Genomic DNA, 26567 nt, shown 5'->3' on the forward strand with positions numbered 1-26567 from the left:
CTACAGAAATTATAGAGCCGAAATGGTCTTGTTTTTTTACTATAAATTGCAAGAATAAGCGCAACATTTACTCTAACTCATCCATTAGAGCTTCACAAGGAGTTCTGTAAGATAAATATTTTCGTGGTCGGTGATTGATATCATATAGGGCTTTGTTCAAAGCCTTATCATAAAAACACAGCTAATAGGATAATCAACTGTGTTTACATAAATAAATTTCTGTTATTTTTGATGGTAATTCAATATATAATATATGTTTCTTTATCATAGATAAAAGACTCATAAAGTCTTTGGGAATCACTGTAGAGAAAGATTTCTTGAACTACAAAAAAAGGAGAGCTAATGCTATTTTGAACTTTTTGTTTATTTTGCTAGCTTGTCTCGAGAAAAAGGGACTTAATTTACTATAATTTTGTCTCATTACATACCCCCCATATAGTTTCTACTTTCATATCATGAAAATCCTTATACCTAAGGCGTCTTCGTGTACTTTGTCACCGTTTTCCTTTATAATATAAGTATCACATTACAAGAGGAGACCTCATGAAATATATCGTAAACACATCAAATGATCCTGCCTATAATATTGCTTTGGAAGCCTATGCCTTTCGTGAATTGGTAAATGAAGATGAATTGTTCATTCTTTGGATTAACCGTCCAGCTATCATTGTTGGTAAACACCAAAATACCATTCAAGAGATTAACAAAGAATATACAGATACTCATGGTATCAAGGTCGTTCGTCGTTTATCTGGTGGTGGCGCTGTTTATCACGATTTGAACAACCTCAACTATACTATCATCTCTAACAAGGCAGATGAAGGAGCATTTGACTTTAAGACTTTCTCTCAACCGGTAATCGCAACACTTGCTGATTTGGGAGTTAAAGCTGAATTTACCGGTCGAAATGACCTTGAAATCGATGGTAAAAAGTTCTGTGGAAATGCTCAAGCTTACTATAAAGGTCGTATGATGCACCATGGTTGCTTGCTTTTTGACGTTGATATGTCGGTTCTTGGCCAAGCCCTTAAAGTCAGCAAAGACAAAATTGAATCAAAAGGTGTTAAATCTGTACGAGCTCGTGTGACAAATATTGTAGACGAATTGCCAGAAAAAATCACTGTAAATGAATTCTCAGATAAAATCTTGGAAAAAATGAAAGAATTCTACCCAGAAATGACTGAATATGTCCTTTCTGAATACGAATTGACTAAGATTCAAGATTCTTATGAGAAACAATTCAATACCTGGGATTGGACTTACGGACAGTCGCCAGAATACACAGTAGAGCGTAACGTTCGTTACCCAGCAGGTAAGATTTCTACCTATGCAAATGTTGAGAATTCAATTATCAAATCTGTTAAGATCTACGGAGATTTCTTTGGTATTGGAGATGTATCTGATATTGAAGAGCTGCTGGTCGGTGTACCTTACGAGTACGAAGATGTCTTGGCCAAACTCAAAACCATTGACACAACACATTATTTCTCACGTATGACAACCGAGGAGGTTGCAAAAGCTATCGTAGCTTAATCATTATTTGAACAATCTGGATATAACTCCAGGTTGTTTTTTCTTTGGTGAGTTTTTATATTGTCTAAAGTAAACTTTAAATAATTTCCAGAATCAAATTCATATGATACTCGGAAAGTTCCTTTATGATTGACTAAGTTAGTCATTTTATAAAATAGGCCAACGAACCTAAAAAGCCCATATAAGAGAAAAATACCCCACAACATCTTTCCGAAAAACTGTAATTTTCTTGAAAGAAATATGAGGGTGTGATATACTTCTATTAAGTAATTATGGAGAATAAAATTAATGAAACGTGAACTCTTACTAGAAAAAATTGAAGAATACAAATCTCTTATGCCTTGGTTTGTTTTGGAGTATTATCAATCTAAACTATCGGTACCGTATTCTTTCACGACCTTATATGAATATCTCAAGGAATATAAACGCTTTTTTGACTGGTTGATTGATTCAGATATTTCGGATACTGATGATATTGCCTCAATTGATATCAAAACCTTGGAAAATCTAACTAAAAAAGATATGGAATCGTTTGTCCTCTATCTACGTGAACGTCCATCTTTAAATACCTATTCAAAGAAACAGGGTGTCTCTCAAACAACCATTAATCGTACGATTTCAGCTCTATCTAGTCTCTATAAGTATTTAACCGAAGAGGTCGAGGGTCCTGACGGTGAGCCTTATTTCTATCGTAACGTCATGAAAAAATTTCGACTAAGAAAAAGAAAGAAACCTTGGCTGCACGTGCTGAGAATATCAAACAAAAACTTTTTCTAGGCGATGAAACCATGGAATTCCTTGATTATGTAGAAAATGAATATGAAGTCAAGCTCTCAAATCGTGCTAAATCTTCGTTTTATAAGAATAAGGAGCGTGATTTAGCTATCATTGCATTGCTGCTGGCTTCAGGCGTTCGACTATCTGAGGCTGTTAATCTAGACCTTAAAGATATAAATTTAAAAATGATGGTCATTGACGTCACTCGAAAAGGTGGCAAACGGGACTCCGTTAATGTGGCGAGTTTTGCAAGACCCTATCTTGAAAATTATCTTAGCATACGTGATAAACGCTATAAGGCTGAAAAGCAAGACGTTGCCCTATTTTTAACAGAATATCGAGGGGTTCCAAACCGTATCGATGCTTCAAGTATCGAAAAAATGGTTGCTAAGTATTCTCAGGATTTCAAGATTCGTGTTACTCCCCACAAACTACGCCATACTCTGGCAACACGTCTTTATGATGCTACTAAGTCTCAAGTTTTAGTTAGTCATCAACTTGGTCATGCTTCCACTCAGGTCACTGATCTTTACACCCATATTGTAAATGATGAGCAAAAAAATGCTCTAGATAATTTATAATTAACCCATCATAACCATTCCTATTTGGCTTGATTATTTTTATTTTACATAAATTTAATTATATCAAACTAATTTTATTCACGATTGTTAACAAAACTAAAATTATGTAAATGATTGTGAACAAAAACAAACTCTCCTTCATGGAAAGCTTGTTTTTTATATTAATAATCTTTAAGAGCTGATTCAACCGCAGCTTTTTCTTTTTCAATCAAGTCTACGCGTGCAGCAATTGTTTTAATTCCCATCAAGATATTGCGTTCCAAGGCTTTGTCACTTGTTTGTGGCTCGAAGAATGCAATATATTGGTCAAGACGTTCTTGTGTTTTAAAGATTCCTGCTGGGATATTAACAAAGCTATCAAAGCTCATATCACCACCAAGGGCTGCTTTAATCCACTCCCAGTTTTCTTTAGCCCAATTCCAAACGGTTTCTTGAGCAAAAGATTTGCTGAGGAAGTTCATATACCATAGATACAAATCTTGCGGTTTAACAACGTTTTTATCTTTAAGTTTACCTAGTACGTAGTCAAGACCTTCTTGATTTTTAAGGTATGAAAGTGCTTGAGTCAATTGACGACGGAAGTTACTGTCGTTTGTTGCTACGTATGCATTAACATACTCTTCAACAAGAGAAAGACTGTTTTCTTGTTTCATTTGGTTGATGAGGACAAGGCCACGGACACTTGCTGGAATACTTTCGATGTTTTCTTTATGGGCTTGGAAAACACTTGCGGCTGCAAGGACTGTTGGTTGATAGTCTGCTTGAATCAAGTAGCTAAGAGCTGTTTGACGGACCATTTCATCTTCATCAGACTCTCCTTCTTTGGCATCGAAACCAAGGCGTTCAAAGTCATTTTGGAATTGACGACATACTAAGGCTTTATAATGCACTTCTGTTTCTGTATCTTCATCGATAAAGCGTTTCAAACCAGCAAGGATTTGAGATTTAGCTTGAGCAATCAAGAAGCTTTCTTCCTTTTCGACAAGATCAAGAAGAGCAACTAGGCTTGCATACGAGATACGTCCACTTTCCGCTAGAAGACGACGTTCTTGTAAAATTTGAAGTTTACTTACAGTATCAAGGTTTGCAAAATCTTCTAAGATATTGTCCAAGAGTTGTCCTTGATAGTCTGTGATGTAATGTGCTGTATTAGCTGTATTAAGACGGAGAGTTCCACTATTTTCGGTAGCAAGCTGGCTATAATTTGGAATCTCAATACGCTCTTCTGAAAGTGTATCTGGAAGCCTATTCCAGTTTGTATTCAATGGAATCTCCCAAAGACGTCCTTTGTCTTCATGTTCACCAATAAAGAATTGTTTTTGACTAAGGATAAGCGTATCATCAACAACTTCTGCACTAACCACAGGGTAACCTGGTTGCTCTAACCATGTATCCATGAAGCTAGAAACATCCTTACCTGAAGCATCCGAAAGAGCATTCCAAAGGTCACGTCCAACAGTATTGTTATATTGGTGTTTTTCAAAGTAAGCTTTAAGCCCTTTGGCAAAGGCTTCATCGCCCAACCAACGGCGGAGCATATGCATAAGACGGCTACCTTTGGCATAAACAATAGCACTATCAAAGAGGGTATTAATCTCGTCTGGATGATTAACTTCCATGTGGACGGACTGTACTCCGTCTGTTGCGTCACGTTGAAGAGCATGAGGCACACCAGTTGTTTGGAAATCTTCAAAGATGTTCCAGCTTGGTTCAATAGCATCCACTGAAACATACTCCATCATGTTGGCAAAACTTTCGTTAAGCCATAAATCATCCCACCATTTCATGGTAACAAGGTTACCGAACCATTGGTGAGCCAATTCGTGGGCAACAACAAGGGCAACTTGTTGGCGGCTTTCAGCTGAGCTATTTTCATCTACAAGGAGGTAAACTTCACGATAGGTAACGAGACCCCAGTTTTCCATGGCACCCGCTGAGAAGTCAGGAAGAGCAAGGTGGTATGATAATGGGATAGGATACTTGACTTGGAAGTAGTCTTCATAGAAGTCGATGACACGAACGGCAATATCAAGAGCGAAGTCGACGCTATTTTCTGCTTGTGCAACTGTAGCGAAGACACCAACTTCAGTGCCATTTTGTGTTTTGGCTGTTTTACCCTGGAGAGCACCGAAACCAAAGGCGAGAAGGTATGTTGACATGCGAGGTGTTGTCTCAAATGTCCAAACTCCAGTTTCCTCACGCAAATGGCTATTGATTTCTGGCATGTTTGACAAGGCAGTATCGCCTTCTTCAGCGTCAAATTTCAATGAGAGATCAAAAGTCGCTTTTGCTTCTGGTTCATCAACAGAAGGAAAAGCTTCACGGGCGAAATGAGATTCAAACTGTGTTGAAATAATTTCCTTCTTTTCACCATTGTAAGTGTAATATGATGGATAAATACCAGTCATATTATCTGTGATGCGGCCAGAAAATTCGATGAACATTGTTAGAACCCCAGTTTCTGGGAGTTCAATATGGAAAGCCTCATTGGCATCATCCATTTGGAAGTTCAAGGATTCATTATCCAAGAGAACTGAATTAATGGTAAGGTCTTTTTGGTGAAGGGAGATGTGATTATCAAAGGCTTCACCTGTAATGGCAACATTCCCTGTAAAGGTCTTTTCAGAACGATTAATGTCCAAGAAAAGATTGTAATTTTCAGGGATGAAACTTTCGATAAAACGAGCAACAGATGCTGTCATACGTATATACTCCTAATCTAACTTTTCGTATCGAAACAGACTGACAAATGTTTCGATATTAGACTCTTTTACAAAAGAAAAGGGTCTGAATTATTTAATACAGACCCATTATAACATAGATTGGAAGCTTTGCCTACAGTTCAATGATTTTACCAGATTTGAGGTAGACAACCCACTCGCAGAGATTGCGGGCATAGTCGCCGATACGTTCCAAATACATAAGTACTTGGAAATATTCTTTGGCAGCGAAGGCAGCATCAGGATTCTTACGAACACCTTCTACTGTCATGGCCTGAATATCACGGAAATAGTTATCAATGATTTCATCTGAAGCTGCGATTTCATAAGCGCGTTGTTCGTCACTGTTCAAGTAAACATCTAGAGCATCCTCGACCATGTGGCGAACTGCTTTCCCCATTTTCTTGATTTCAGCTTCAATTTCAGTTATCCGTTCTTCACCTTTAATGCGGATGGTTGCTTTAGCGACAGCAACGGCATGGTCACCCATACGCTCAACGTCGCTAGATGCTTTAAGTGCGGTGATAACTGTACGCAAATCACTTGATACAGGTTGCTGTAGAGCAATAATTTCAAGTGATTTTTTCTCAAGTTTGGTTTCGTAGTTATTGATGATTTCGTCATTTTCAATAACTTCCTTAGCCAAATCACGATCATGGCTGATAAAGGCACGTACAGCTTTCTTAAGCTGAGCTGCAACCTCTGTACCCATAGCGTAAAATTGGTTGTGGAGTTTTTCTAATTCTTCTTCGAAGGGTGTTCGTAACATCATAATTATTTTAGTAATCTGTCCTTTCTTAACCGAATTTACCGGTAATATAATCTTCTGTTTCTTTATGTTGTGGATTTAGGAACATGTCTTTTGTTGATGAATACTCAATGAGTTCTCCATCGAGGAAAAAGGTGGTTCGTTGTGAGATGCGGCTTGCCTGTTGCATAGAACGTGTGACTAATAGCAAGGTGTATTGGTCTTTAAGGTTATATAGGGTCTCCTCAATTTTACCAGCGGAGATAGGGTCGAGGGCTGAGGTTGGTTCATCAAGAAGGATAACCTTTGGAGATGTAGCAAGAACCCGTGCAATACAGACACGTTGCTGTTGTCCTCCTGAAAGTCCAAGCGCTGAGTCATGGAGACGGTCTTTGACCTCTTCCCAGATTGAAGCACCTTTTAGTGACTCTTCTACTGCTTTGTCAAGGACAGTCTTATCTTTGATTCCATTGATACGAAGGCCATAAACCACGTTTTCATAGATAGACATTGGAAAAGGATTGGGTTGTTGGAAGACCATTCCGATTTCTTTACGGAGTTCAACGGTATCTGTTCGAGGACTGTAGACATTGTGACCATTGTAGGAAACAGCACCAGTAAGTGTCCACTCGGGGTTTAAATCTCCCATTCGGTTGATAGAGCGGAGCAGGGTTGATTTCCCGGATCCTGAAGGACCGATAAGGGCCGTGATTTCATTTGGATAGAAATCCATTGTCACATTATTGAGGGCTTTTTTCTTATTGAAATACACCGATAAATCATTAATTGAAATGATAGGTTCAGTCATGAGTGCTCCTTTCTATCCAAAACGTCCTGATACATAGTCATTGGTCGACTGTAGGGCAGCGTCTTGGAAGATTTTCTTGGTTTCATCATATTCGATAAGATCACCAAGGTAGAAGAATGCTGTATAATCACTAGCACGCGCTGCTTGTTGCATATTGTGCGTCACGATGATAATAGAGTAATCTTCCTTAAGTTCAAACATGGTCTCTTCGAGCTGCATAGTAGCTACAGGGTCCAATGAAGCTGCAGGTTCGTCCATGAGGAGAATCTGCGGTTTCACGGCAATAGCTCTTGCAATACAAAGACGTTGTTGCTGACCACCTGAAAGGGTAAAGGCAGATTTATGAAGGTCATCTTTAACTTGATCCCAAAGTCCAGCTTGCTTAAGTGATGTTTCAACAATCTCGTCCAAGGTTTGCTTATCTCTTACACCTTTACGTTCGTGAGCAAAGGTGATATTTCTGTAAATAGACTTGGCGAATGGATTTGGACGTTGGAAAACCATTCCAATATGTTTACGCATTTCATAAACATTGATATTACTTGCATTGACATCGACGCCTTGATAAAGGATTTGTCCAGTAACCTTAGCAATATCAATCGTATCATTCATACGGTTTAGGCTACGAAGAAAGGTTGATTTCCCGCATCCTGAAGGGCCAATAAGAGCTGTGATTTTATTTTTCTCGAATTGCATGTCAATGCCTTTGATGGCTTCTTTTTGACCATAGTAGACATGCAAGTCCTTTGTTTCAAGAGCGAGCTCCTTCTCTGGGAAGGTAATAATATGACGCTCGTCCCAATTATATTTTGTCATGATAACTCCTTTAAGCGGATGTTAATTTCTTATGGAGGTAAGCTCCCAAACGACGTGCACCAAAGTTGAAAATCAGAATGAAAATCAAGAGCACTGCTGCTGAACCAGCAGATACTGCAGTGGCGTCAGGTGTCGTACCTTCTGAGTTGACCTTCCAGATGTGAACAGCAAGTGTCTCTGCTTGACGGAAAATCGAAATTGGACTAGAGATGCTAAGCGGATTCCAGTCGCTCCAGTTAAGTGCTGGTGCCGATTGACCTGCTGTGTAGATAAGTGCTGCTGCTTCCCCGAAAATACGACCAGAAGCAAGAACGATACCAGTAACAATACCAGGTAAGGCTTCTGGAACAACAACGTGACAGACAGTTTCCCATCGAGACAAGCCTAGAGCTAGGCCAGCTTCACGTTGGGTATGGTGAACGGTTCTTAAGCTATCTTCAACAGTACGAGTCATTTGTGGCAAGTTAAAGACAGTTAAGGCCAAGGCACCTGATAGGATTGAAAATCCATACTGAAATTGGACAACGAAAATCAAATAACCAAAGAGTCCGACCACCACTGAAGGTAGTGAAGATAGGATTTCAATACAGGTACGGACAAAGTTGGTAAGTCGTCCTTTTTTAGCATATTCTGATAAGAAGATGCCAGCTCCCATTGAAAGAGGCACAGAAATAATCAAGGTAATAACCAAAAGGAAGAATGAATTGTAGAGTTGAACCCCAATTCCTCCACCAGCTTTGTAGGAAGATGATCGACTAGTCAGGAATGACCAGCTGATGTGTGGTATCCCGCGAACCAAGATATAGAGAATCAAGGCTGCCAGGATTGTTACAATAATGCCAGCAATCACATAAAGCGTGCTGATGGCAATTTTATCAATTTTTTTAGCGTTCATAATTTCTCTTTCTCTCACGGGTAATGAATTTTACCAACATATTAAAACCAAGACTCATCAATAAGAGCACCAAGGCGAGAGACCAAAGGACATTGTTTGAAACAGTACCCATGACTGTATTCCCGATTCCCATAGTCAAGACAGATGTCAATGTTGCTGCTGGTGTCGTTAAAGAAGTTGGAATCACTGCGGAATTTCCGACAACCATTTGGATGGCTAGAGCCTCACCAAAGGCACGGGCCATACCAAAGATAACGGCCGTGAAAATACCTGGTTTAGCCGCATTAAGTGTCACACGCCAAATCGTTTGCCAACGTGTAGCTCCCATTGCTAGACTAGCTTCACGATAGTGACGAGGCACTGCACGAAGCGTATCTGTTGTCATAAAGGTTACGGTTGGTAGAATCATGACGAACAAGACAAAGGTACCTGAAAGAATACCAAAACCTGTTCCACCAAAAATTAAGCGAACAAATGGAACCACGACTTGGAGACCAATAAATCCATAAACAACGGATGGAATCCCGACCAAAAGTTCGATGGCGGGTTGTAGGAATTTAGCCCCTTTAGGAGAAATCTCAGTCATAAAGATGGCTGCTCCAATGGCAAATGGGGTTGCAACCAAGGCTGAAAGTAAAGTCACTACGAATGATCCCAAAATCATTGGTAGTGCCCCGAATTTGCCTTCAGATGGTGACCAATCACCACTAAAGAGAAACTCGACCAAGCTAACTTTATTGACAAAGAAAGTCGCCAGCCCTTTTTGAGCAACGAAAAGTAAAATCATCGCCACGATGAAAACAATCAAGGCCAGGCAAAGGAAAGTGATTGTTTTACCAAACTTCTCGAGGCGTGAATTTTTAGAGGGTGATGTTAATTGTTTCACCAATTCTTCATTTTTCATGCTTACTCCTCACTCTTTTTTGAGACGTTACCATCAGCATCCTTGGTAACTTTCATGCTATGAATGGAAATGTAACCCATTTTTGCGACGACGTTTTCTTGGACTTCGTCACTCATCATGTAATCTAAGAATTGTTTGGTATAGCTATCCGGTTTCCCCTTGGTATACATATGTTCGTAGGACCAAATCGGCCAATCGTTAGTTGCAACATTTTCAGCTTTGGGTTCAAATCCATTTAACTTCAATGTTTTAACAGAATCATCAAGGTAAGCAAATGATAGGTATGAAATAGCACCTGGTGTCTGAGCAACGATTGACTTAACCATACCGTTAGAATCTTGCTCTTGGGTACGGATTGGTGATTTACCATCCATAATCACTGCATCGAAAGTTGCGCGCGATCCTGAGCTAGCTGCACGGTTAATAATAGTAATCTCTAGGTCTTTACCACCAAGCTGTTTCCAGTTTGTGATTTCACCAGTGAAAATCTTACGCAGTTGTTCTGTTGTCAAGTTATCTACAGAGACTTCTTTGTTTGTAATGACTGCAATCCCTGCAACGGCAACTTGATAGTCAACAAGCTTACTGGCATCTATTCCAGATTTTTCCTCGGCAAAAAGGTCACTGTTTCCGATTTGAACGGCACCGGATTGTACCTGAGAAAGTCCAGTACCAGAACCACCACCTTGGACGTTAACGATATTCTCAGGGTTCTTTTCAGCGAACCCATCTGCTGCCGCCTCCACTAAGGGTTGAAGGGCCGTAGAACCAACTGCTGTAATGGACTGGCCACGGTCAATCCAAGAGGCACAGCCAGTTAAGACTAGCATGGCCATTGCCAGTGACAGAATCACTGCAAGGACTTTTGTTTTTTTCATTTTTGTCCTCCGACATTTTGTAACATAAGTAAGAAAGTGTCTCATAGATATGCTGTTAAAAGACACCTATATAATTATAACAAGTATAGGATAATTAAGTCATATTAAAGTTTGGTTACAGGTTCTTAAATGTGAAATCTTAATCCTTTAGGATAGTAGTTTTTAACCGTGTTTCCAACGATTTTGGCAAATCCAAAACCATTGCCGTCCACTAAAAGCTGATACCAACCGTTAGGATGTGTTTGATCTAGAGTAACCACATTACCAGAAACGTATTGGGCAAACTGGTCTTGAGTTAGCTCTATACTTGAAACAACTTCATCAGAGGTTAACGCAATTCCAAGAGCAAAACTTGGTTCGAAACGTTTTTTCTTGAAGATACCAAGATGCAGACCGTTACGAGCGATTTTTACTTTAGAAAGATCTGGAAGTCCCTTAGGAAGCAGATAGAGATTGTCCCCAAAAACTTGGAGTAAACCATTTAGACTAGTCTTAAGGTGTTTTTTTGCAAAATCTTCCCAATGTTGCTTCTGCTCCTTATTTAGGTTAGATTTTCCTTCTTTGATACGTGTCTGCTCAGGGACGCGTTTATCCTGGAATTTTGCTACAAACTGGCCTTCACCTTTGAAATGGTGTGGATACATTCGAGCTGTTTCTGGAAAATCAATCCCACCTCTCATGCCGTTCCATTTAGGGATTTGCACTAATTTAAGATCAGGGTAATTTTCTAAAATCCAAGCGACAACCCCTTCGTTTTCCTCAGGAGACCAGGTACAGGTTGAGTAGATCAATTGACCACCAGGAGCGAGCATCTTCAATCCGTCTGACAGAATATCCTTCTGCAATTGTGCCAGTTCACTAGGATAATCCTTGTGCCAATATTGGATTGCTTCAGGATCCTTGCGGAACATTCCTTCACCAGAACAGGGTCCATCAAAGACAATCGTATCAAAGTAATTTTTGAAAACTTTGGCTAGCTTATCAGCTGACGTGTTAGTCACAACAACATTTCTCGCCCCAAAACGTTCTATGTTTTCAACCAGAATTTTACTACGCTTTGGATTGATTTCATTGCTGACGAGCAGTCCAGTATTATCTAAGTAGCTTAGAAGATGAGTAGACTTTCCGCCTGGAGCAGCTGCCAAGTCTAAGACACGACTTCCCTTGGCCGGAGCTGCCACTTGAGCAACCATTTGAGCAGCCGGTTCCTGAGAATAAACCAAACCAGTTGCATGATCGGCAGATTTTCCAGAAATTTTACCGTAATGGCCCCAAGGTGTTTCAGGAATAGCATCAGAAAAGTCCTTCTGTTGCTTTTTCAGAGGGTTAGTACGGTAGGCGGACACGGCTTCTTGGTCAAAAGATGCAAAGAAGTCCTTCGCTTCATCTCCAAGGAGGTTATTATATTTTTCTATAAAGTCTGATGGAAATTGCATAGTTTCCTTTCTATCAAAAAACTGGACTAACCAAGAGAACTTGCTGTTCTGATTTGTCCAGTATGTTTTTTTGTTTTAAATTAATTTTCTGAGCCCATAATATCCTTGATTTCTTCAAGTCTGTCTTTAGGCACAAGCATTACAGCTTGACGACTAGAATAATCCAGTGGTTCTCCGGTAATGGTCTCAAGATGATAACCCAATTTTTCTCCCATAATACTTGCTGCAGCATAGTCCCAAGGGTAAATAACTGAAAAGTAAGCTAAAATTTGACCAGATAGGACTTTTGACATGCTTAAACCAGCACCACCGTAGACACGAACACCCAAGGTCTTATCAATAAGGTCTTTTAAACCGTGAAAATTTTTAGCATACATCGCTCCATTGCTAGCGACTAGGCACCGGTCTAAAGGTCGACTTTTATAGGCTGGAAGCAATTTGTCATTACAATACACATCAAACTGGCCACCACCATAGAAAAGTTGATCAGCCATGACGTTATAAATGAGACCAAATTTCCCTTGCCCCTCTTCATAGTAGGCAATCATCACACAAAAATTATCTTGTTGGACAATAAAATTGACCGTTCCATCAATAGGATCCAAGACCCAGACGTTCCCATCTTTGATATTATGCACCAAGCCATTTTCTTCAGCAAAAATATTGTCTGAAGGAAAGGAAGATTTAATACGTGCCACGAGTAAATCTTGTGTTTGTTTGTCAATATTAGTAACTAAATCATCAAAAGCCGTCTTTTCTTCGACTGTGATTGTTTTGCTTAAACTTTCTTTAATAAAAGCACCAGCTTCTTTGATGATTTCTTTGGCGAAAATCAGTTTATTTTCCAAGTGATACAAATCCTTTATCTTTTGCTTTAGCAGCTTTGACAGCTTGATAGGTTGAAAAACCGCTAGCTTCTTCAAAGGCCTTGTCTAGTTGCTTTTCAGGTGCCTTTCCTGGAACAACTGTTTTAAACGCCTTATAGGCCTGCAAGAGCTGATCACGGTCAACCTTACTCTCATATGCTTTTTCTACCTGACTCAAAAAATGAAGCACTGTGGTGATTTCCTCAGTGCTCCATGATGGATCGAGTGGGTAGTAATAATTTCCTTTAGTCATTGTTACCCTTAATTTCAGCACGAATGGTCGCTTGACGCAGTTCTTGCTTTCTATAATCACGAGGCAAAAAGGCACGAATTTCATCTTCGTTAAAACCGATTTGCATACGTTTGTTATCCATAATGATAGGTCGACGAAGAAGATTGGGATATTCAGAAATCAATTGAATGAGTTCCTTAATTGTCAAATTATCCACATCAATATTCAACTTCTGAAAGACTTTGGAACGAGTTGAAATGATATCTTCAGTACCATTTTCCGTGTAAGACAAAATCTTCATCAACTCATCGTGAGTTAATGGGCTCGTGATGATATTGTGTTCGTCAAAAGCAACTTCATGATTGGTCAACCAGGCTCGTGCCTTTCTACAGCTGGTGCAGCTAGGTGATAAAAATAAAGTTACCATGCAAACACCCCTTTCACTTTAACATTCCTAAAACATTATACATTATTTGATTAGTTTTGGCTACGCTTTCTTAAAATTTTTCCGCGATTTTTTTATCCGCTTCCAGTTGGTTGCATAGATCGTCTATATTATTGAACTTGATCATATCACGGATATAATCTAACCAGAAAACTTCGATTGTTTTTCCATAAATATCACCTTCAAAATCAAAGATATTGGCTTCAAGACGTAACTCCGTACCACCAAAGGTGACATTTTTTCCTAGACTAGTCATAGAACGATAGCGTTTTCCATCAATGACGACATCAGCAACGTAAACCCCATAAGCTGGGAGATAGGTTCTATCAATTGGTGCCAGATTTGCCGTTGGAAAACCAATAGTGCGTCCACGAGCATCTCCGTGGACCACAATACCCCGTGTAGAGAATTCATGACCCAAGAGGTAATTTGCCTCTTTAACCTTACCTTCTCTAATCAACTGGCGAACACGGGTTGATGAAATCTTTTCACCATCACTTTGTTGTTCTTCAATGACATGTACCCTTCCAGAAAAATTTCGAGCTAAATAGTCCGCATCTGTTCGATGGTGTCCAAACTTGTAATCAAAGCCCACTACAACCTCTTGAGCTTTCAAACGCTTAATATAACGAGCAATGAAGTCGTCAGAACTTGTTCGAGCAAAATCACTATTAAAATCTGTTAAATAAAGCTGATCTGTTCCATAGGCTTCAAAAAGATCACAACGTCTTTGAGGTGCTGTAATGTGCAGAAGGAGATCATCCGTATACCGTTGAAAAGTCAGTTGAGGACTTTCATTAAAGGTAAGGACAGCTACTTCAAGCTGTTTGTCGTCAGCAATCTGGCGTGCCTTATCAAAAAGGACCTTATGACCACGATGAAGCGCATCGAAATAGCCTAAGACCAGGACAGTTTCCTTATCCTGATGGATATCTTTATAATCGTTAATAGAAGTTATTTTCATTGACTTAATACTTTTCTAGGTTTATAAACTTGATTTCGCTTTTCCATGATGGCTAGTACTTTGTCTCCTAAAAAGGCCGCAACCAAAGGCTCTTGGCTATCAATTGAAATAAAGCGACCAAATGAGATTTCTTTGGCATCATCTTCATTGACTTGTACTGCCGGCAAATCCTGAACACCGAATTCAATGGGAAGGAGAAAGGACGTATCCCCTGCTTCTACCATTTCTGAGATTTGTGAGAGAGTTAATGCCTTATCTAAGGTTAGACCAGCTGAAGCTGTTCGACGAAGAGCAGACATATGACTTGCGTAGCCGAGCTTAGCACCCAAATCGACAGATAAGGTACGGACATAAGTACCCTTACTACAAGCAACACGGAAGGTGAATTTTGCGGTGTTGTTTTCCAATTCAATAGGAGAGGTACGGACAAACTCGGTAATTGTCACTTGACGTTGTGGACGCTCTACTTCTTCACCAGCGCGTGCGTACTCATAAAGTTTCTTTCCGTTGACCTTAACCGCTGAGTACATAGGAGGAATTTGTGTGATTTCTCTCTCAAAACTAGCCATTGCCTGATCGACAGTTACTTCATCTAGCTCTGTTATTGGAGTTGTTTGAACGACATCTCCACTAGCATCCTCGGTAGTTGTTGAAAATCCAATGGTGATTTCGCCCTCATAGACTTTACCTGCTTCAGTCATGTATTCAATAACACGAGTAGCTTTTCCAACCGCTATAGGTAGAACACCAGTAACATCTGGATCAAGAGTTCCTCCGTGCCCAATTTTTTTCTCATGTAATATTTTGCGTAGTTTAAAAACAGCATCATGACTGGTCATTCCAGCCTCTTTTTTTAGATTAATAATTCCTGAAATCATACTTTTAATTATATCAAAAGCAATCCTAAAGAGCTAGGTAGAAACATAAAGAGGCAGAGAGCAAAGTCTCTAACCTCTTAAGTATAATAGTCATAAGCAATCGCAGGTCTGCTAGCTTTTTTTAATCGATATCTCTATTAAGGTCGCTTTCCAGTTCAAAGAAAGGCTGAATATCCTGCACATATTCTAGGACACCCTGAAAATCTCCCTTGTCATCCCTAACAGCTGCATAGGTAACATAAACGAATTTTCCTAAACGTTCAGATTTGAACCACATTGAAACTTGGTCACGCTCTCCACTTCTTAGTAATTCAAAGATTTTCTTGACCTTTTCAAGCACTTTTGGCGGATGACAGAGTTCAACGTTTCGTCCAATTTGGCTAGGTGTTCGTTTAAAGACCATCTCATTGGCTGGAACATTATCATTATAGTACTGGAAAATATCGTCTTTATTGACGAAAGTGATTTCCAAAGGAAGATGGTTAAGAATGAGATTGGCCTGCTCCACAGAAAGATAACCATTGCCAAAAGGTTGCGTTGTTTCTCTATCTACGACAGTTTCAGTTTTTGGTTTTGGGGTGAAGCTGATGGTAAATTGCCCTTCGGGAGTGTCGATGATTTGAGTTTTTCCTGTATTCTCGTCAGTCCTTGTCCTAGACGGTTCTTGAGAAGTCTCCGTATTCTCCTCTTCAAAACGCTCACGCTTAGGTTTCCAGACAGCTGAGGGCTTTATAATTGCATAGCCGTAGGCATCACTTTCTTCGGCAATCGAAAGCCAATCATCCTGTGTGAAGGTTTCAAGCAGAATCATAAGTAAGATAGCCTCTTCTTTGAAAATCATGGCTTCAAATTCTTCTGAGAAAGCTTCAAAGGACTTTGAAAATTCTTCTAAATCAGCATCTGGAAGTTCTTTTAGTTTAGCTTCTGCTGCTCTAAAAAGTTTTCGGATATCATCATCTACTCCCCACATCACTTTTGGAGGGGAGTCATGGCCATAACGTTCCATAATTGGAAAGAAGAGCTTTTCTTTACGTGTGTAATGGTTATGGAATTGTCCCAATAAAGACATCTGATGTCTAAGCCCATTGAGTAGGTCAGATTTGAAATCTTCATTTTCAGGCTTACTAATGTTTTCAATGATACGTCGGATACGGAGTATGGCTGAACGAAGTGCTAGATTTTCTTGCTTGAAAACATAGACAGGGTGGCCCTCTTGATCAGCATCCGCCACTTCCACATCTGCAATTGCTCCTTTAAAGAGGTTAGCGTGGACATTACAGAGGCTCATAACATCTTCAAAGGTAACCCCATCTTCAGATGACATCAATTCATGCTCCATCATAGAGATTTCAAGGGCAGATACTCCCTTGAAGTGTTGATTGAAGCGTTCTTGAACACTTTCAGGACTGGCTCCGTGGTGTAAATCTAGGAGTATTTTTTTGAGTATTTGAATACGATTATTTTCCATGTTAGTCTCCGATGACATCATAACCATTGAACAGTAAGGTTTGCTTGATTTTGTCCAAGGGAATGTTAGCTAACTTAGAGCCAGCTTTTATACTGGTTACCTTACCAACGGTATTTAGCATAGCAGGGTTGGACAAGGGCTTAAAACCAAGATCAATCAGTAACTCCTTAACCTCTGGATGCTCTTTAATGATGGTTGCGACGGGTTGTGATAAATCTATAGTGTTGGTAGTCATAATGACCTCCTAATAACATATTTACTACTACCATTATACACGAGAATAATAAAAAAAGACCAACAAATCCTAGTTTGATGGCTTTTGATTAATTTCCAAATAGAGCTTCTGTGACATTATGCTGGATGTTTTCCCACTCTTGCTCTGCACGAATCATCTTACGGTGGTAATCAGCACGCCCACGTAGGTAGGCAGCAATTTGGTAATCTTGCTTCACAATTGGTATCTCAGGAATTTTGATGTCTAAGAGGTCAGCCGTCGATAAATTTAGGACAGCCTTTCCCTTATCAGCATAGTCTAAATAGGCACGACCAATCTCTGTCTCAAGGAAAAACTTGATGTAGAAACCACGGAGTTTTTCCTTAGGTCTTAATACTGTGATATTTGATGAGGCGACAACTTCTCGCTTGCCCTGATCTTCGAAAACAGCAACTTTTTGTACAGTTCCCTTAGATGCAATAAGAACATCTCCATCTTCTAAGAGAAATCGTAAAAGTTTGCGGCGTTCCTCAGAAAATGTTTTAAGGTCATCGTAGGCAATACCGTTAGGTGTCATATCCGATAGATTAATGACAGCAAATTCACCAGGTTCTGCCTTAGCTGGGACAGCTTTTCCTTTAAATTGATCAACAACATCGCCTAAACGAACAAGTTTGTCTGTATTAGCTTCGTAATCGATAATCAGTTGAGGTCTTTCTTTTTCAGACATTGAATCTCCTTTTTATATTTTACTATCCGTATTGAGTATTGCTATACAATAATAGCAAGAAGCTAATACTTTTGCAAGTAAAAACTGTAAGAAAGGCAAAATAAAAAAGAGACCTGTACCTCTTTTTTATAAGCTCTTAACTGCTGCTACTGCCGCTTCATAGTTTGGATCAGTATTGATATTGTCCAAATATTCGACATAAGTAATCTTGTTGTCAGCATCTGCCACTAAAACGGCACGCGCTAACAAGTGCCATTCTTCAATAAGAACACCATAATCTTTACCGAAACTATTATCATAGTAGTCAGAAAGCATAATGGCATTTTCAAGACCTTCAGCACCACACCAACGAGCTTGTGCAAATGGTAGGTCCGCTGAAATAGTGATAACTACAGTATCATCTAGTTCTGACAATTCCTTGTTAAAGGTACGTGTTTGAGTTGAACAAATACCAGTATCGATTGATGGAACAATAGAGATAACTTTTTTCTTTCCATCGAATTCTGAAAGTGATTTTTTCGTCAAATCTGTTGTGGTCAAGTTAAAGTCACGCAAGGTATCTCCAACTTGAAGTTGTTTGTCTTCTGCTACTGTAACTGGTTTTCCAATAAATGTTGGCATGTTAGTCCTCCAATACTTTTTTTACTATTGTACTGTAAATGTAGCAATAAGCCTAAGCATTTGTTTAGAACTTTTCAAACAGTAGTCTAATTTTTTCAGCAATAACTGCATTAATTGCAGGAATAACCTCATCCGCAAAGTTTTTTAGGTAGGGATAATCACCAATTTGCACTCCATATATAGCATTTTTGAAAAGAGAAATATCATTTTGATCATTTCCAAAAGCTACAAAGTCTTTACCAAAGTGGTTTAAAACAGTACTAGCCTTGCTCACACCTTTAGGATTAATGTAAAGACACCTTTCGATATCATGGTAAGTAAGGTCTAAACATTCCAGTTTGTTTAGATTAAAGATAAGGTCTTCACGTATATCTTCATGCTCTACAAGTGGAATAACAACTTTGATAGGCTCATTAAGTTCATGAACAGGCAAAATTCTTGCTTTGTTTAATGGATCAACATTTGAAAGAAAAGGGATTTGCTCAGGATTTTGAATAGCATAATTAAAGGTATCATCAATAAAATAAGGGAGATTATAAGTATCACAGTAGCTAACAATCGTTCTTAGAGCAGAAGAAGGTATTGTGTATTGTGATACTAAACATTCATCTTGAAAGACTTCACCACCGTTTAAGCCAACTACTGTCAGATTTCTCAATCCTCCTTCTAAAATACTAAGACAGTCTCTGTAAGAGCGTGCTGTTGCAAAAATAATGTCATGACCGTATTTTGGTGCTGTCAAAAGAACATCTTGTAGTTCTTTTGACATGGTCATATCATCAAAACATAGGGTTCCATCCAAATCAAAAACAAATTTCATAGGGATAGTATAACAAAAAAACCAGCTAAAGAGCTGGTTTGAATATTTAGTATCTAAATACTTAGATTTTATCAAGGGCTAGTTTTAAATCTTCAATCAAATCATCTGCGTTTTCCAAACCAACTGAGATACGAATTTGATTTGGAGTGACACCACAAGCTAGCAAATCTGCTTCTGCCAATTGTTGGTGAGTTGTTGTTGCAGGGTGCACCACCAAAGATTTTGCATCAGCAACGTTAGCTAAATCTGAGAAGATTTCAAGATTATCAATAACGGTACGTGCTTCGTCTTGTCCACCTTTAACATGGAAAGTGAAAATAGAACCTGGTCCTTTAGGGAAGTATTTTTGTGCTAAATCATAGTAAGGACTTGATGGTAATCCAGGATAGTTCACCTTTTCAACTTTTGGATGATTTTCCAAAAAGTCTACGATCTTTTTAGCATTTTCGACGTGGCGTTCGACACGAAGTGAAAGTGTTTCAAGTCCTTGTAAAAGTAAGAAAGCATTGAAAGGTGCTAAGGCAGCTCCTGTGTCACGCAAAAGTTGGGTACGAAGGGCAGTGATAAATGCTGCTGGACCAACATCACGTGTATAGCTGATATTGTGGTAAGATGGGTCTTCTTCAACCAACTGTGGGAATTTTCCTGAAGCTTCCCAGTCGAATTTACCAGAATCGACGATAAGGCCTCCTATAGTTGTTCCATGTCCACCGATAAACTTCGTCGCAGAATGAACCACGATATCTACACCATGGGTGATAACATTGATGAGATATGGAGTACCAAAAGTATTGTCAGCAACCAATGGAATATTATGACTGTGAGCAATCTCAGCAATCTTTTCAAAATCAGGAATGTTGATAAGCGGATTACCCAAAGACTCAATCAAGACAAGTTTGGTATTATCTTTGATAGCAGCTTCAATTTCTTCAGGATTGTCAACATCTACAAAAGTTGTTGTGACACCATAGCGTGGAAGAGTTTCTTTTAAGAGATTGAATGTCCCACCATAGAGGGTTGTCGCAGCAACAACATGATCACCAGCATGTGCCAAGCCAAGGATTGCATAGGTGATTGCAGCCATACCTGAAGCCGTAGCCAAGGCACCAACACCACCTTCGAGGGCTGCAATACGTTCTTCAAGTACTGCTACTGTTGGATTGGTAATACGTGTGTAAATATTACCCGGTTTTCTAAGGGCAAAAAGATCTTCACCTTCTTGAGCATCGTCAAAAACATATGAAGTCGTTTGGTAAATTGGAACAGCACGTGATTTTGTTTCCTTGTCAGGTGTTTGTCCAGCGTGTAATTGTAAGGTTTCAAATGAAAATTCTCGTGACATATGGGTGTCCTCCAAAACAAAAGTTGCCTTCATTCTACACCCAGAAAAGCTAGCTGTCTAATAGAAATGTTTTATCAATGTGATAGGGAGGGCTTATAAAAAGGACCTTTCGGTCCCTTTCTATTTCTTCACAATAGGTGCTACGCTTGACAAGACTTTTTTAAGTCCAACTTCTGGGAATTTTATCTTAAGTTCCTGTGTCTTGCCACTTCCAGTTACTTCTAGAACGGTACCATCTCCCCACTTCTTGTGGTGAGCAATATCTCCGATTTCCCAATCAGTAGCTGAATTTCCAGAGTCTGAAGCCTTACCAAAAGGTAGTCCGCCAGTAGCTTTTGAAAATGGCTGAGCGCCAGTATGCCTTTGAGGTTGTGCATTTGCTTTTCTGGTCTGAAGCGCTTGTTGTAAACTCATGCCTTGACCAAATTGTGTTGGCTCTTCCTTTGTAAAACGAACACCAAATGATGAATTGGCTGGACGTGCTAGACCTTGATATTGTAATAAATCATCTGAAATTTCACGCAAGAAACGGCTAGGGCGATTATAGCTAGTCTTACCAAAAAGCGTACGTGTATTAGCGTTGGTAAGGAAAAGAATCTCTTCAGCACGGGTAATACCTACGTAAGCTAAGCGACGCTCTTCTTCGAGTTCTTCTGGATCCTCTGAAGCACGAGACAAAGGGAAGACTCCCTCTTCCATACCAATAAGAAAGACGACTGGGAATTCAAGTCCTTTAGCAGCATGAAGAGTCATCAAGGTTACTTCTGCTGCTTCCATATCACCATCGTCCGTATCAGCAATCAAAGCCAAATCGTTCAAAAAACGGCCTAAACGGTCAATGCCTGTCTCGTCTTCAGTAACATCTGTATTAGTTTCGTCAAAATTCTTGGTTACAGACATGAACTCTTCGATATTTTCAATGCGTGCTTGGCTTTCAAGCGTTTGTTGCATGGACAGAGCATCCAGATAACCAGACTTGTCTAAAATAGCTTCTACAGTCTCGGTAATGCTTAGCCCATCCAACTGTTCACGTAGGTTCAGAATCGTGTTAGCGAAATCGTAAACGCCTTGAGCTGCTTTTCCCTTAATAGGAGACAACATAATATTCGCTGAAGCATCTAGGAGACTCATGTTTTGCTCATAGGCAAAGGTACGAATCTTTTCAAGCGTACCAGGCCCAACTCCGCGTTTAGGTTCATTGACGACACGTTCAAAACTGATGTTATCTGAAGGGTTGGCAATCAAGTTCAAATAAGAAATAACATCACGAATCTCTTTACGGCTGTAGAATTTTGTCCCACCAACCATTGTATAAGGAATATTAGACTTGAGCAAGGCTTCCTCAATAGTACGAGACTGAGCATTGGTACGGTAAAGAACAGCGAAGTCTTTGAAATTCTTGCCTTCTTCACGGACGATATTGTCGATTGTTGAAGCTACGAATATAGCTTCATCACGCTCGTCGTTAGCACGATAATAAACAATCTGTTCACCGTCATCATTTTGAGTCCAAAGTTTCTTAGGACGGCGGTTGCGGTTGTTCTTGATGACTTCGTTGGCCGCCTGGAGAATCTTCTTGGTTGAACGGTAGTTTTCCTCCAAGAGAACTACCTTGGCTTCAGGATAGTCCTTCTCAAAATCAAGGATGTTCTGCATATCAGCCCCACGCCAACCGTAGATTGATTGGTCCGCATCACCTACGACACAGATATTCTTGAAGCGAGATGCTAAGAGTTTTACCAACTGATACTGAGCATGGTTGGTATCTTGGTACTCATCCACGTGAATGTACTGATAACGCTGCTGATAATAGGCGAGAACATCAGGATTTTTGTCAAAGAGACGTAAAGTCATCATAATCAAATCGTCGAAATCCATGGCTTCACTACGACGGAGCTCTTCCTGATAGGCTTTGTAACATTTAGCAACGATTTGAGTATACATGTCACCAGCCTGGTGCTCATAGGCCACTTCATCCAATAAATCATTTTTGGCGTTGGAAATCGTCCCTAAGATGGCACGTTCATTCCACTTCTTAGGATCTAGGTTAAGATTCTTGAGAATACGTTTCATCAAAGTACGTTGTTCACCAGGATCCACGATAGTAAAGTTTCGGTTGTATCCAATATGGTCCGCTTCACGACGAAGGATTCGCACACACATGCTATGGAAGGTCGCAATCAAGGTTTCTGAAGTTGCTGGATTTAAAGCCATAGCACGCTCACGCATCTCACGGGCAGCCTTATTGGTAAAGGTGATGGCTAGGATATTCCAGGGATTGATCATTTTTTCGTCGATAAGGTAGGCAATGCGGTGGGTAAGCACACGTGTCTTACCTGATCCTGCACCAGCCATAATCAAAAGAGGGCCTTCAGTCGTTTGGACTGCTTCGGCCTGTTTGTCATTCATACCAGTTAATAATGGGTTCATCATATTCTCCATTCTCAAAAATAAGCTCTACTATTTTATCATTTTTTGAATGAAAATGCAGAGTCTACATAATGAGTGTGAAATAACTTTAGCAAATAATCGTTTGTTTTTATTTGTAAGTACTTTGCTTAAGATTACTGATATTCCTAACTTTTACTATCTTTGGAGGAAGATATCCTAAAGAATAATATTCGGATTTTTATAGTTTTGATGAAAATTAGTGTTGACACTGTTCGGTTTTTTCGATAAGATAGAACCACAATAAAATAAGAACCGAGTGATGTCATCAGGAAGACTGGTGATTGACGGACTTCTGGAGAGATCTTGAAGCAGCCTTAGCTGTATACAAGACACCGAAGGGGCAAGGGGTAACAACCGAAACTCTCAGGTAAAAGGACAGAAAGCATCGCAAGTTTTTTAACTTGTAGTAATAGCTTTGTATTCTCAGAGGTCTGGTTAAGCCAAACCTCTTTTTGACGTCTCGGTTAAAGGAGATTGTTACATTTATGTTAGACTTTTTTACTACCATTGATGATTTTGTCTGGGGACCACCCCTTTTGGTCCTTCTTGTAGGAACTGGGATTTACCTTACGCTTCGTCTTGGACTTTTGCAAATCATTCGTCTGCCTAAAGCCTTTAAACTTATCTTTGCTGAAGATAAAGGGGAAGGTGATATTTCTAGTTTTGCAGCCCTCGCAACGGCTCTTGCTGCAACTGTTGGTACAGGTAACATTGTCGGTGTAGCTACTGCCATCAAAACTGGTGGACCTGGTGCCCTTTTCTGGATGTGGATTGCCGCTTTCTTTGGTATGGCAACCAAATATTCCGAAGGTCTTTTGGCTATTAAATTCCGTACACTTGATGACCAAGGTAATGTTTCTGGTGGTCCAATGTATTACATCACACACGGTTTTTCTGGGAAATGGCAAACAATTGCTAAACCTTTGGCCTACTTCTTTGCCTTTGCAGGTGTCCTAGTTGCATGGTTGGGGATTGGTACTTTCTCTCAAGTTAACTCAATCACCGCTTCACTTCAAAATAGCTTTGACTGGTCACCTAAAATCGTAAGTATCATACTCGCTCTTATCACTGCTGCCATCATTTTTGGTGGTATCCAATCTATCTCTAAAGTTTCTGAAAAGGTCGTACCATTTATGGCTGGACTTTATATCCTAGCAGCTCTTGTGGTTATCTTTACTAACTTTAATCAACTTCTTCCAGTCCTTGAAACAGTCTTCCAATCTGCCTTTACTGGTAAAGCAGCCGTAGGTGGTTTTGCTGGTGCAACAGTCATGGTTGCAATGCGTCTTGGTATTGCGCGTGGTGTCTTCTCAAATGAGTCAGGTCTTGGATCAGCTCCTATCGCTGCAGCTGCTGCTAAGACCAAAGAACCTGTTGAACAAGGTTTGATTTCAATGACAGGTACTTTCATTGATACGATTATCATCTGTACACTTACTGGTCTTGCTATCCTTGTAACTGGTCAATGGTCAGGTAGCCTAGAAGGTGCCCCAATAACACAAGCAGCCTTCTCTTCTGTTTTTGGTACATTTGGTGAAATTGCCTTAACACTTTCTTTGGTTCTCTTTGCCTTTACAACAATCTTGGGTTGGTCTTACTACGGTGAACGTTGTTTCGAATTCATTTTCAAATCAACTAAATTCCTTCCACTCTACCGCCTCATTTTTGTGGTTATGGTTGCTCTTGGTGGTTACCTCACACTTGATGTTGTTTGGAAAATTGCAGATATCGTAAATGGCTTGATGGCATTGCCTAACTTGATTGCCCTCCTAGTCCTTTCACCAATCATCTTTAAAGAAACCAAATCATACTTTGAACGCCACAAATAAACAAAAAGAGCCTGGGCTCTTTTTTCTTGACTTTATCGGCACCAATCCTTGCTCCCACTGGTCTTTTGCGTTACAATGAAATTAAATCATTTTAAAACTGATACAGAAAAAATCCAAAGGAATAATTATGTCAATTACTAAAGAATTTGATACGATTACTGCAATTTCAACGCCTTTAGGTGAAGGTGCTATTGGTATTGTTCGCTTATCTGGAACCGATGCTGTTGCTATTGCTAATAAGGTTTTCAAAGGAAAAAATTTAGAAACGGTCGCTTCACATACTATCAATTACGGTCATATCGTGGAAAATGATGAAACCATTGATGAAGTCATGGTCAGTGTGATGCGTGCACCAAAGACCTTTACACGCGAGGATGTCGTGGAAATCAACACACATGGTGGTGTCGCTGTTACTAATGAAATCCTTCAACTCCTAATTCGTTCTGGAGCTCGTATGGCTGAACCAGGGGAATTTACCAAACGTGCCTTCTTGAATGGTCGTGTGGACTTGACCCAGGCCGAAGCTGTCATGGATTTGATTCGTGCTAAAACTGATAAGGCTATGGCCGTTGCCGTTTCCCAACTTGATGGTTCGCTCAAGGATCTCATTAACAACACTCGCCAAGAAATCCTTAACACTTTGGCTCAAGTCGAGGTGAATATTGATTACCCAGAGTATGATGATGTTGAAGAAGTTACTACAGCTCTTGTACGTGAAAAGACTCAAGATTTTCAAGCACTTCTAGAAAATCTTCTTGCTACTGCCAAACGAGGGAAAATCCTACGAGAAGGTCTTTCGACAGCAATCATAGGCCGTCCTAATGTCGGAAAATCTAGTCTTCTCAACAATCTCCTACGTGAAGAGAAAGCTATCGTTACTGATATTGAAGGGACTACCCGTGATGTTATTGAAGAATACGTTAATATTAAGGGTGTTCCTCTTAAGTTAATTGATACCGCTGGTATTCGTGACACAGATGATGTGGTCGAAAAAATTGGTGTTGAGCGTTCTAAGAAAGCTCTTGAAGAGGCTGACCTGGTTCTTCTTGTCCTTAATAGCTCCGAACCGCTAACTGAGCAAGACCGTACATTACTCGAAATTAGCAAAAATAGCAATCGTATCATTCTCCTAAATAAAACTGACCTTCCACAAGCAATCCAAATGGAAGAGCTTCCTGAAGATGTCATTCCGATTTCAGTCCTCAAGAATGAAAACATTGACAAAATCGAAGATCGCATCAACCAACTCTTCTTTGATAATGCTGGCTTAGTGGAAAAAGATGCTACTTATCTCTCAAATGCACGACATATTTCACTCATTGAAAGCGCGCTTGAAAGTCTTGAAGCCGTCAATCAAGGACTTGAATTAGGTATGCCTGTTGACCTATTACAAGTTGATATAACTCGCACATGGGAAATTCTTGGCGAAATTACCGGTGACGCCGCACCGGATGAACTCATTACGCAACTCTTTAGTCAGTTCTGCCTAGGGAAATAAACATAACTAAATTTATGTAAAAAGATGTTGCATCATCTTTTTACTTTCCATACCTTAAATACAGAAATAAAATTATGTAAAAAATCTATCTATATCATAAGACGATTAACTCA

General features: G+C 39.7%; 23 protein-coding genes, 2 pseudogenes and 1 riboswitch. Of the genes and pseudogenes, 4 read left to right on the forward strand and 21 right to left on the reverse strand.

What is annotated here, in order from left to right:
• Positions 1 to 67: 67 nt before the first annotated feature.
• Positions 68 to 169 (reverse strand): annotated as a pseudogene (locus HMPREF9425_RS10280) (IS30 family transposase); the annotation flags it as partial.
• Between the two features lie 374 nt (positions 170 to 543).
• On the opposite strand from HMPREF9425_RS10280, the gene lplA reads away from it, so the two are divergent.
• Together lplA and xerS are read left to right on the forward strand one after the other, a co-directional pair.
• Positions 544 to 1533, forward strand: a complete 990-nt coding sequence (gene lplA / locus HMPREF9425_RS04660; protein WP_003097167.1) for a lipoate--protein ligase — start codon at positions 544 to 546, stop codon at positions 1531 to 1533.
• Between the two features lie 288 nt (positions 1534 to 1821).
• Positions 1822 to 2891 (forward strand): annotated as a pseudogene (xerS, locus tag HMPREF9425_RS04665) (tyrosine recombinase XerS).
• A 161-nt stretch (positions 2892 to 3052) separates the two neighbouring features.
• Here the strand turns inward: xerS and HMPREF9425_RS04670 are convergent.
• From HMPREF9425_RS04670 to pcrA, 20 genes are all read right to left on the reverse strand, one after another.
• Positions 3053 to 5593, reverse strand: coding sequence for a M1 family metallopeptidase (locus HMPREF9425_RS04670; RefSeq protein ID WP_003097171.1), 2541 nt, complete (start codon positions 5591 to 5593; stop codon positions 3053 to 3055).
• Positions 5594 to 5726: 133 nt separating this feature from the next.
• Positions 5727 to 6380 carry a phosphate signaling complex protein PhoU gene (gene phoU / locus HMPREF9425_RS04675; RefSeq protein ID WP_037621464.1) on the reverse strand — a complete coding sequence of 218 codons (654 nt, stop codon included), beginning with the start codon at positions 6378 to 6380 and terminating at the stop codon, positions 5727 to 5729.
• A 28-nt stretch (positions 6381 to 6408) separates the two neighbouring features.
• A complete protein-coding gene (gene pstB / locus HMPREF9425_RS04680) occupies positions 6409 to 7167 on the reverse strand; it encodes a phosphate ABC transporter ATP-binding protein PstB (protein ID WP_003097173.1) in 759 nt (252 codons plus the stop codon).
• Between the two features lie 12 nt (positions 7168 to 7179).
• The gene (gene pstB, locus HMPREF9425_RS04685; RefSeq protein WP_003092580.1) at positions 7180 to 7983 is read right to left on the reverse strand and encodes a phosphate ABC transporter ATP-binding protein PstB; all 804 of its coding nucleotides are present in this window, start codon (positions 7981 to 7983) and stop codon (positions 7180 to 7182) included.
• 10 nt (positions 7984 to 7993) lie between these two features.
• Positions 7994 to 8878: a phosphate ABC transporter permease PstA gene (gene pstA / locus HMPREF9425_RS04690; RefSeq protein WP_003092751.1), complete on the reverse strand. Its 885-nt coding sequence runs from the start codon at positions 8876 to 8878 to the stop codon at positions 7994 to 7996.
• On the reverse strand, positions 8868 to 9782 hold the full coding sequence (gene pstC / locus HMPREF9425_RS04695) for a phosphate ABC transporter permease subunit PstC (protein ID WP_002890959.1): 915 nt from the start codon (positions 9780 to 9782) through the stop codon (positions 8868 to 8870). Before pstC ends, pstA begins: the two co-directional genes overlap by 11 nt.
• Positions 9783 to 9784: 2 nt before the next feature.
• Complete coding sequence (locus HMPREF9425_RS04700) at positions 9785 to 10660, reverse strand: phosphate ABC transporter substrate-binding protein PstS family protein (protein WP_003097174.1); 876 nt, start codon at positions 10658 to 10660, stop codon at positions 9785 to 9787.
• A 125-nt stretch (positions 10661 to 10785) separates the two neighbouring features.
• Positions 10786 to 12096, reverse strand: coding sequence for an RsmF rRNA methyltransferase first C-terminal domain-containing protein (locus tag HMPREF9425_RS04705; RefSeq protein WP_003097175.1), 1311 nt, complete (start codon positions 12094 to 12096; stop codon positions 10786 to 10788).
• 80 nt (positions 12097 to 12176) lie between these two features.
• Entirely contained in the window at positions 12177 to 12944 is a 768-nt protein-coding gene (locus tag HMPREF9425_RS04710) for an inositol monophosphatase family protein (protein ID WP_037621466.1), read from the reverse strand.
• Positions 12934 to 13215: a UPF0223 family protein gene (locus HMPREF9425_RS04715; protein ID WP_003097177.1), complete on the reverse strand. Its 282-nt coding sequence runs from the start codon at positions 13213 to 13215 to the stop codon at positions 12934 to 12936. Before HMPREF9425_RS04715 ends, HMPREF9425_RS04710 begins: the two co-directional genes overlap by 11 nt.
• Complete coding sequence (locus HMPREF9425_RS04720; RefSeq protein ID WP_003097178.1) at positions 13208 to 13621, reverse strand: Spx/MgsR family RNA polymerase-binding regulatory protein; 414 nt, start codon at positions 13619 to 13621, stop codon at positions 13208 to 13210. The genes HMPREF9425_RS04715 and HMPREF9425_RS04720 overlap by 8 nt, the downstream gene beginning before the upstream one ends.
• A gap of 70 nt (positions 13622 to 13691) precedes the next feature.
• Complete coding sequence (locus HMPREF9425_RS04725) at positions 13692 to 14603, reverse strand: bifunctional riboflavin kinase/FAD synthetase (protein ID WP_003097179.1); 912 nt, start codon at positions 14601 to 14603, stop codon at positions 13692 to 13694.
• Entirely contained in the window at positions 14600 to 15481 is an 882-nt protein-coding gene (gene truB, locus HMPREF9425_RS04730) for a tRNA pseudouridine(55) synthase TruB (protein WP_003097180.1), read from the reverse strand. The genes HMPREF9425_RS04725 and truB overlap by 4 nt, the downstream gene beginning before the upstream one ends.
• 121 nt (positions 15482 to 15602) lie before the next feature.
• Complete coding sequence (locus HMPREF9425_RS04735; RefSeq protein WP_003097181.1) at positions 15603 to 16949, reverse strand: DUF438 domain-containing protein; 1347 nt, start codon at positions 16947 to 16949, stop codon at positions 15603 to 15605.
• A gap of 1 nt (position 16950) precedes the next feature.
• Entirely contained in the window at positions 16951 to 17184 is a 234-nt protein-coding gene (locus HMPREF9425_RS04740) for a DUF1858 domain-containing protein (RefSeq protein ID WP_003097182.1), read from the reverse strand.
• A gap of 88 nt (positions 17185 to 17272) precedes the next feature.
• Positions 17273 to 17893, reverse strand: a complete 621-nt coding sequence (locus HMPREF9425_RS04745) for a restriction endonuclease subunit S (protein ID WP_003092666.1) — start codon at positions 17891 to 17893, stop codon at positions 17273 to 17275.
• Between the two features lie 126 nt (positions 17894 to 18019).
• On the reverse strand, positions 18020 to 18514 hold the full coding sequence (tpx, locus tag HMPREF9425_RS04750; protein WP_003097183.1) for a thiol peroxidase: 495 nt from the start codon (positions 18512 to 18514) through the stop codon (positions 18020 to 18022).
• 64 nt (positions 18515 to 18578) lie between these two features.
• A complete protein-coding gene (locus HMPREF9425_RS04755; RefSeq protein ID WP_003097184.1) occupies positions 18579 to 19334 on the reverse strand; it encodes an HAD-IIB family hydrolase in 756 nt (251 codons plus the stop codon).
• A gap of 61 nt (positions 19335 to 19395) precedes the next feature.
• Positions 19396 to 20676: an O-acetylhomoserine aminocarboxypropyltransferase/cysteine synthase family protein gene (locus HMPREF9425_RS04760; RefSeq protein WP_211205175.1), complete on the reverse strand. Its 1281-nt coding sequence runs from the start codon at positions 20674 to 20676 to the stop codon at positions 19396 to 19398.
• 120 nt (positions 20677 to 20796) lie between these two features.
• On the reverse strand, positions 20797 to 23106 hold the full coding sequence (pcrA, locus tag HMPREF9425_RS04765) for a DNA helicase PcrA (protein WP_037621469.1): 2310 nt from the start codon (positions 23104 to 23106) through the stop codon (positions 20797 to 20799).
• Positions 23107 to 23409: 303 nt separating this feature from the next.
• A riboswitch (glycine riboswitch) is annotated at positions 23410 to 23516 on the forward strand.
• Between the two features lie 96 nt (positions 23517 to 23612).
• Between pcrA and HMPREF9425_RS04770 the strand changes: the two genes are divergently transcribed.
• Together HMPREF9425_RS04770 and mnmE are read left to right on the forward strand one after the other, a co-directional pair.
• Positions 23613 to 24956: an alanine/glycine:cation symporter family protein gene (locus HMPREF9425_RS04770; RefSeq protein ID WP_003097187.1), complete on the forward strand. Its 1344-nt coding sequence runs from the start codon at positions 23613 to 23615 to the stop codon at positions 24954 to 24956.
• 127 nt (positions 24957 to 25083) lie between these two features.
• Positions 25084 to 26454: a tRNA uridine-5-carboxymethylaminomethyl(34) synthesis GTPase MnmE gene (gene mnmE / locus HMPREF9425_RS04775; protein ID WP_003097188.1), complete on the forward strand. Its 1371-nt coding sequence runs from the start codon at positions 25084 to 25086 to the stop codon at positions 26452 to 26454.
• Positions 26455 to 26567: the final 113 nt, after the last annotated feature.

The sequence above is a fragment of the Streptococcus vestibularis ATCC 49124 genome, from assembly GCF_000188295.1.
GTDB classification, from domain to species: Bacteria; Bacillota; Bacilli; order Lactobacillales; family Streptococcaceae; genus Streptococcus; species Streptococcus vestibularis.

Excerpts from the sequence above, each read along its gene's own strand:
- HMPREF9425_RS04770 (WP_003097187.1), top strand. The coding sequence starts at position 23,613 with ATGTTAGACTTTTTTACTACCATTGATGATTTTGTCTGGGGACCACCC.
- HMPREF9425_RS04670 (WP_003097171.1), bottom strand. The coding sequence starts at position 5,593 with ATGACAGCATCTGTTGCTCGTTTTATCGAAAGTTTCATCCCTGAAAAT.
- pstC (WP_002890959.1), bottom strand. The coding sequence starts at position 9,782 with ATGAAAAATGAAGAATTGGTGAAACAATTAACATCACCCTCTAAAAAT.
- HMPREF9425_RS04735 (WP_003097181.1), bottom strand. The coding sequence starts at position 16,949 with ATGGAAAATAATCGTATTCAAATACTCAAAAAAATACTCCTAGATTTA.
- HMPREF9425_RS04755 (WP_003097184.1), bottom strand. The coding sequence starts at position 19,334 with ATGAAATTTGTTTTTGATTTGGATGGAACCCTATGTTTTGATGATATG.
- phoU (WP_037621464.1), bottom strand. The coding sequence starts at position 6,380 with ATGTTACGAACACCCTTCGAAGAAGAATTAGAAAAACTCCACAACCAA.
- HMPREF9425_RS04745 (WP_003092666.1), bottom strand. The coding sequence starts at position 17,893 with ATGTCTGAAAAAGAAAGACCTCAACTGATTATCGATTACGAAGCTAAT.
- mnmE (WP_003097188.1), top strand. The coding sequence starts at position 25,084 with ATGTCAATTACTAAAGAATTTGATACGATTACTGCAATTTCAACGCCT.
- pstA (WP_003092751.1), bottom strand. The coding sequence starts at position 8,878 with ATGAACGCTAAAAAAATTGATAAAATTGCCATCAGCACGCTTTATGTG.
- HMPREF9425_RS04760 (WP_211205175.1), bottom strand. The coding sequence starts at position 20,676 with ATGTCACGAGAATTTTCATTTGAAACCTTACAATTACACGCTGGACAA.
- HMPREF9425_RS04725 (WP_003097179.1), bottom strand. The coding sequence starts at position 14,603 with ATGAAAATAACTTCTATTAACGATTATAAAGATATCCATCAGGATAAG.
- HMPREF9425_RS04720 (WP_003097178.1), bottom strand. The coding sequence starts at position 13,621 with ATGGTAACTTTATTTTTATCACCTAGCTGCACCAGCTGTAGAAAGGCA.
- lplA (WP_003097167.1), top strand. The coding sequence starts at position 544 with ATGAAATATATCGTAAACACATCAAATGATCCTGCCTATAATATTGCT.
- pcrA (WP_037621469.1), bottom strand. The coding sequence starts at position 23,106 with ATGAACCCATTATTAACTGGTATGAATGACAAACAGGCCGAAGCAGTC.
- tpx (WP_003097183.1), bottom strand. The coding sequence starts at position 18,514 with ATGCCAACATTTATTGGAAAACCAGTTACAGTAGCAGAAGACAAACAA.
- HMPREF9425_RS04715 (WP_003097177.1), bottom strand. The coding sequence starts at position 13,215 with ATGACTAAAGGAAATTATTACTACCCACTCGATCCATCATGGAGCACT.
- HMPREF9425_RS04740 (WP_003097182.1), bottom strand. The coding sequence starts at position 17,184 with ATGACTACCAACACTATAGATTTATCACAACCCGTCGCAACCATCATT.
- pstB (WP_003092580.1), bottom strand. The coding sequence starts at position 7,983 with ATGACAAAATATAATTGGGACGAGCGTCATATTATTACCTTCCCAGAG.
- truB (WP_003097180.1), bottom strand. The coding sequence starts at position 15,481 with ATGATTTCAGGAATTATTAATCTAAAAAAAGAGGCTGGAATGACCAGT.
- pstB (WP_003097173.1), bottom strand. The coding sequence starts at position 7,167 with ATGACTGAACCTATCATTTCAATTAATGATTTATCGGTGTATTTCAAT.
- HMPREF9425_RS04705 (WP_003097175.1), bottom strand. The coding sequence starts at position 12,096 with ATGCAATTTCCATCAGACTTTATAGAAAAATATAATAACCTCCTTGGA.
- HMPREF9425_RS04700 (WP_003097174.1), bottom strand. The coding sequence starts at position 10,660 with ATGAAAAAAACAAAAGTCCTTGCAGTGATTCTGTCACTGGCAATGGCC.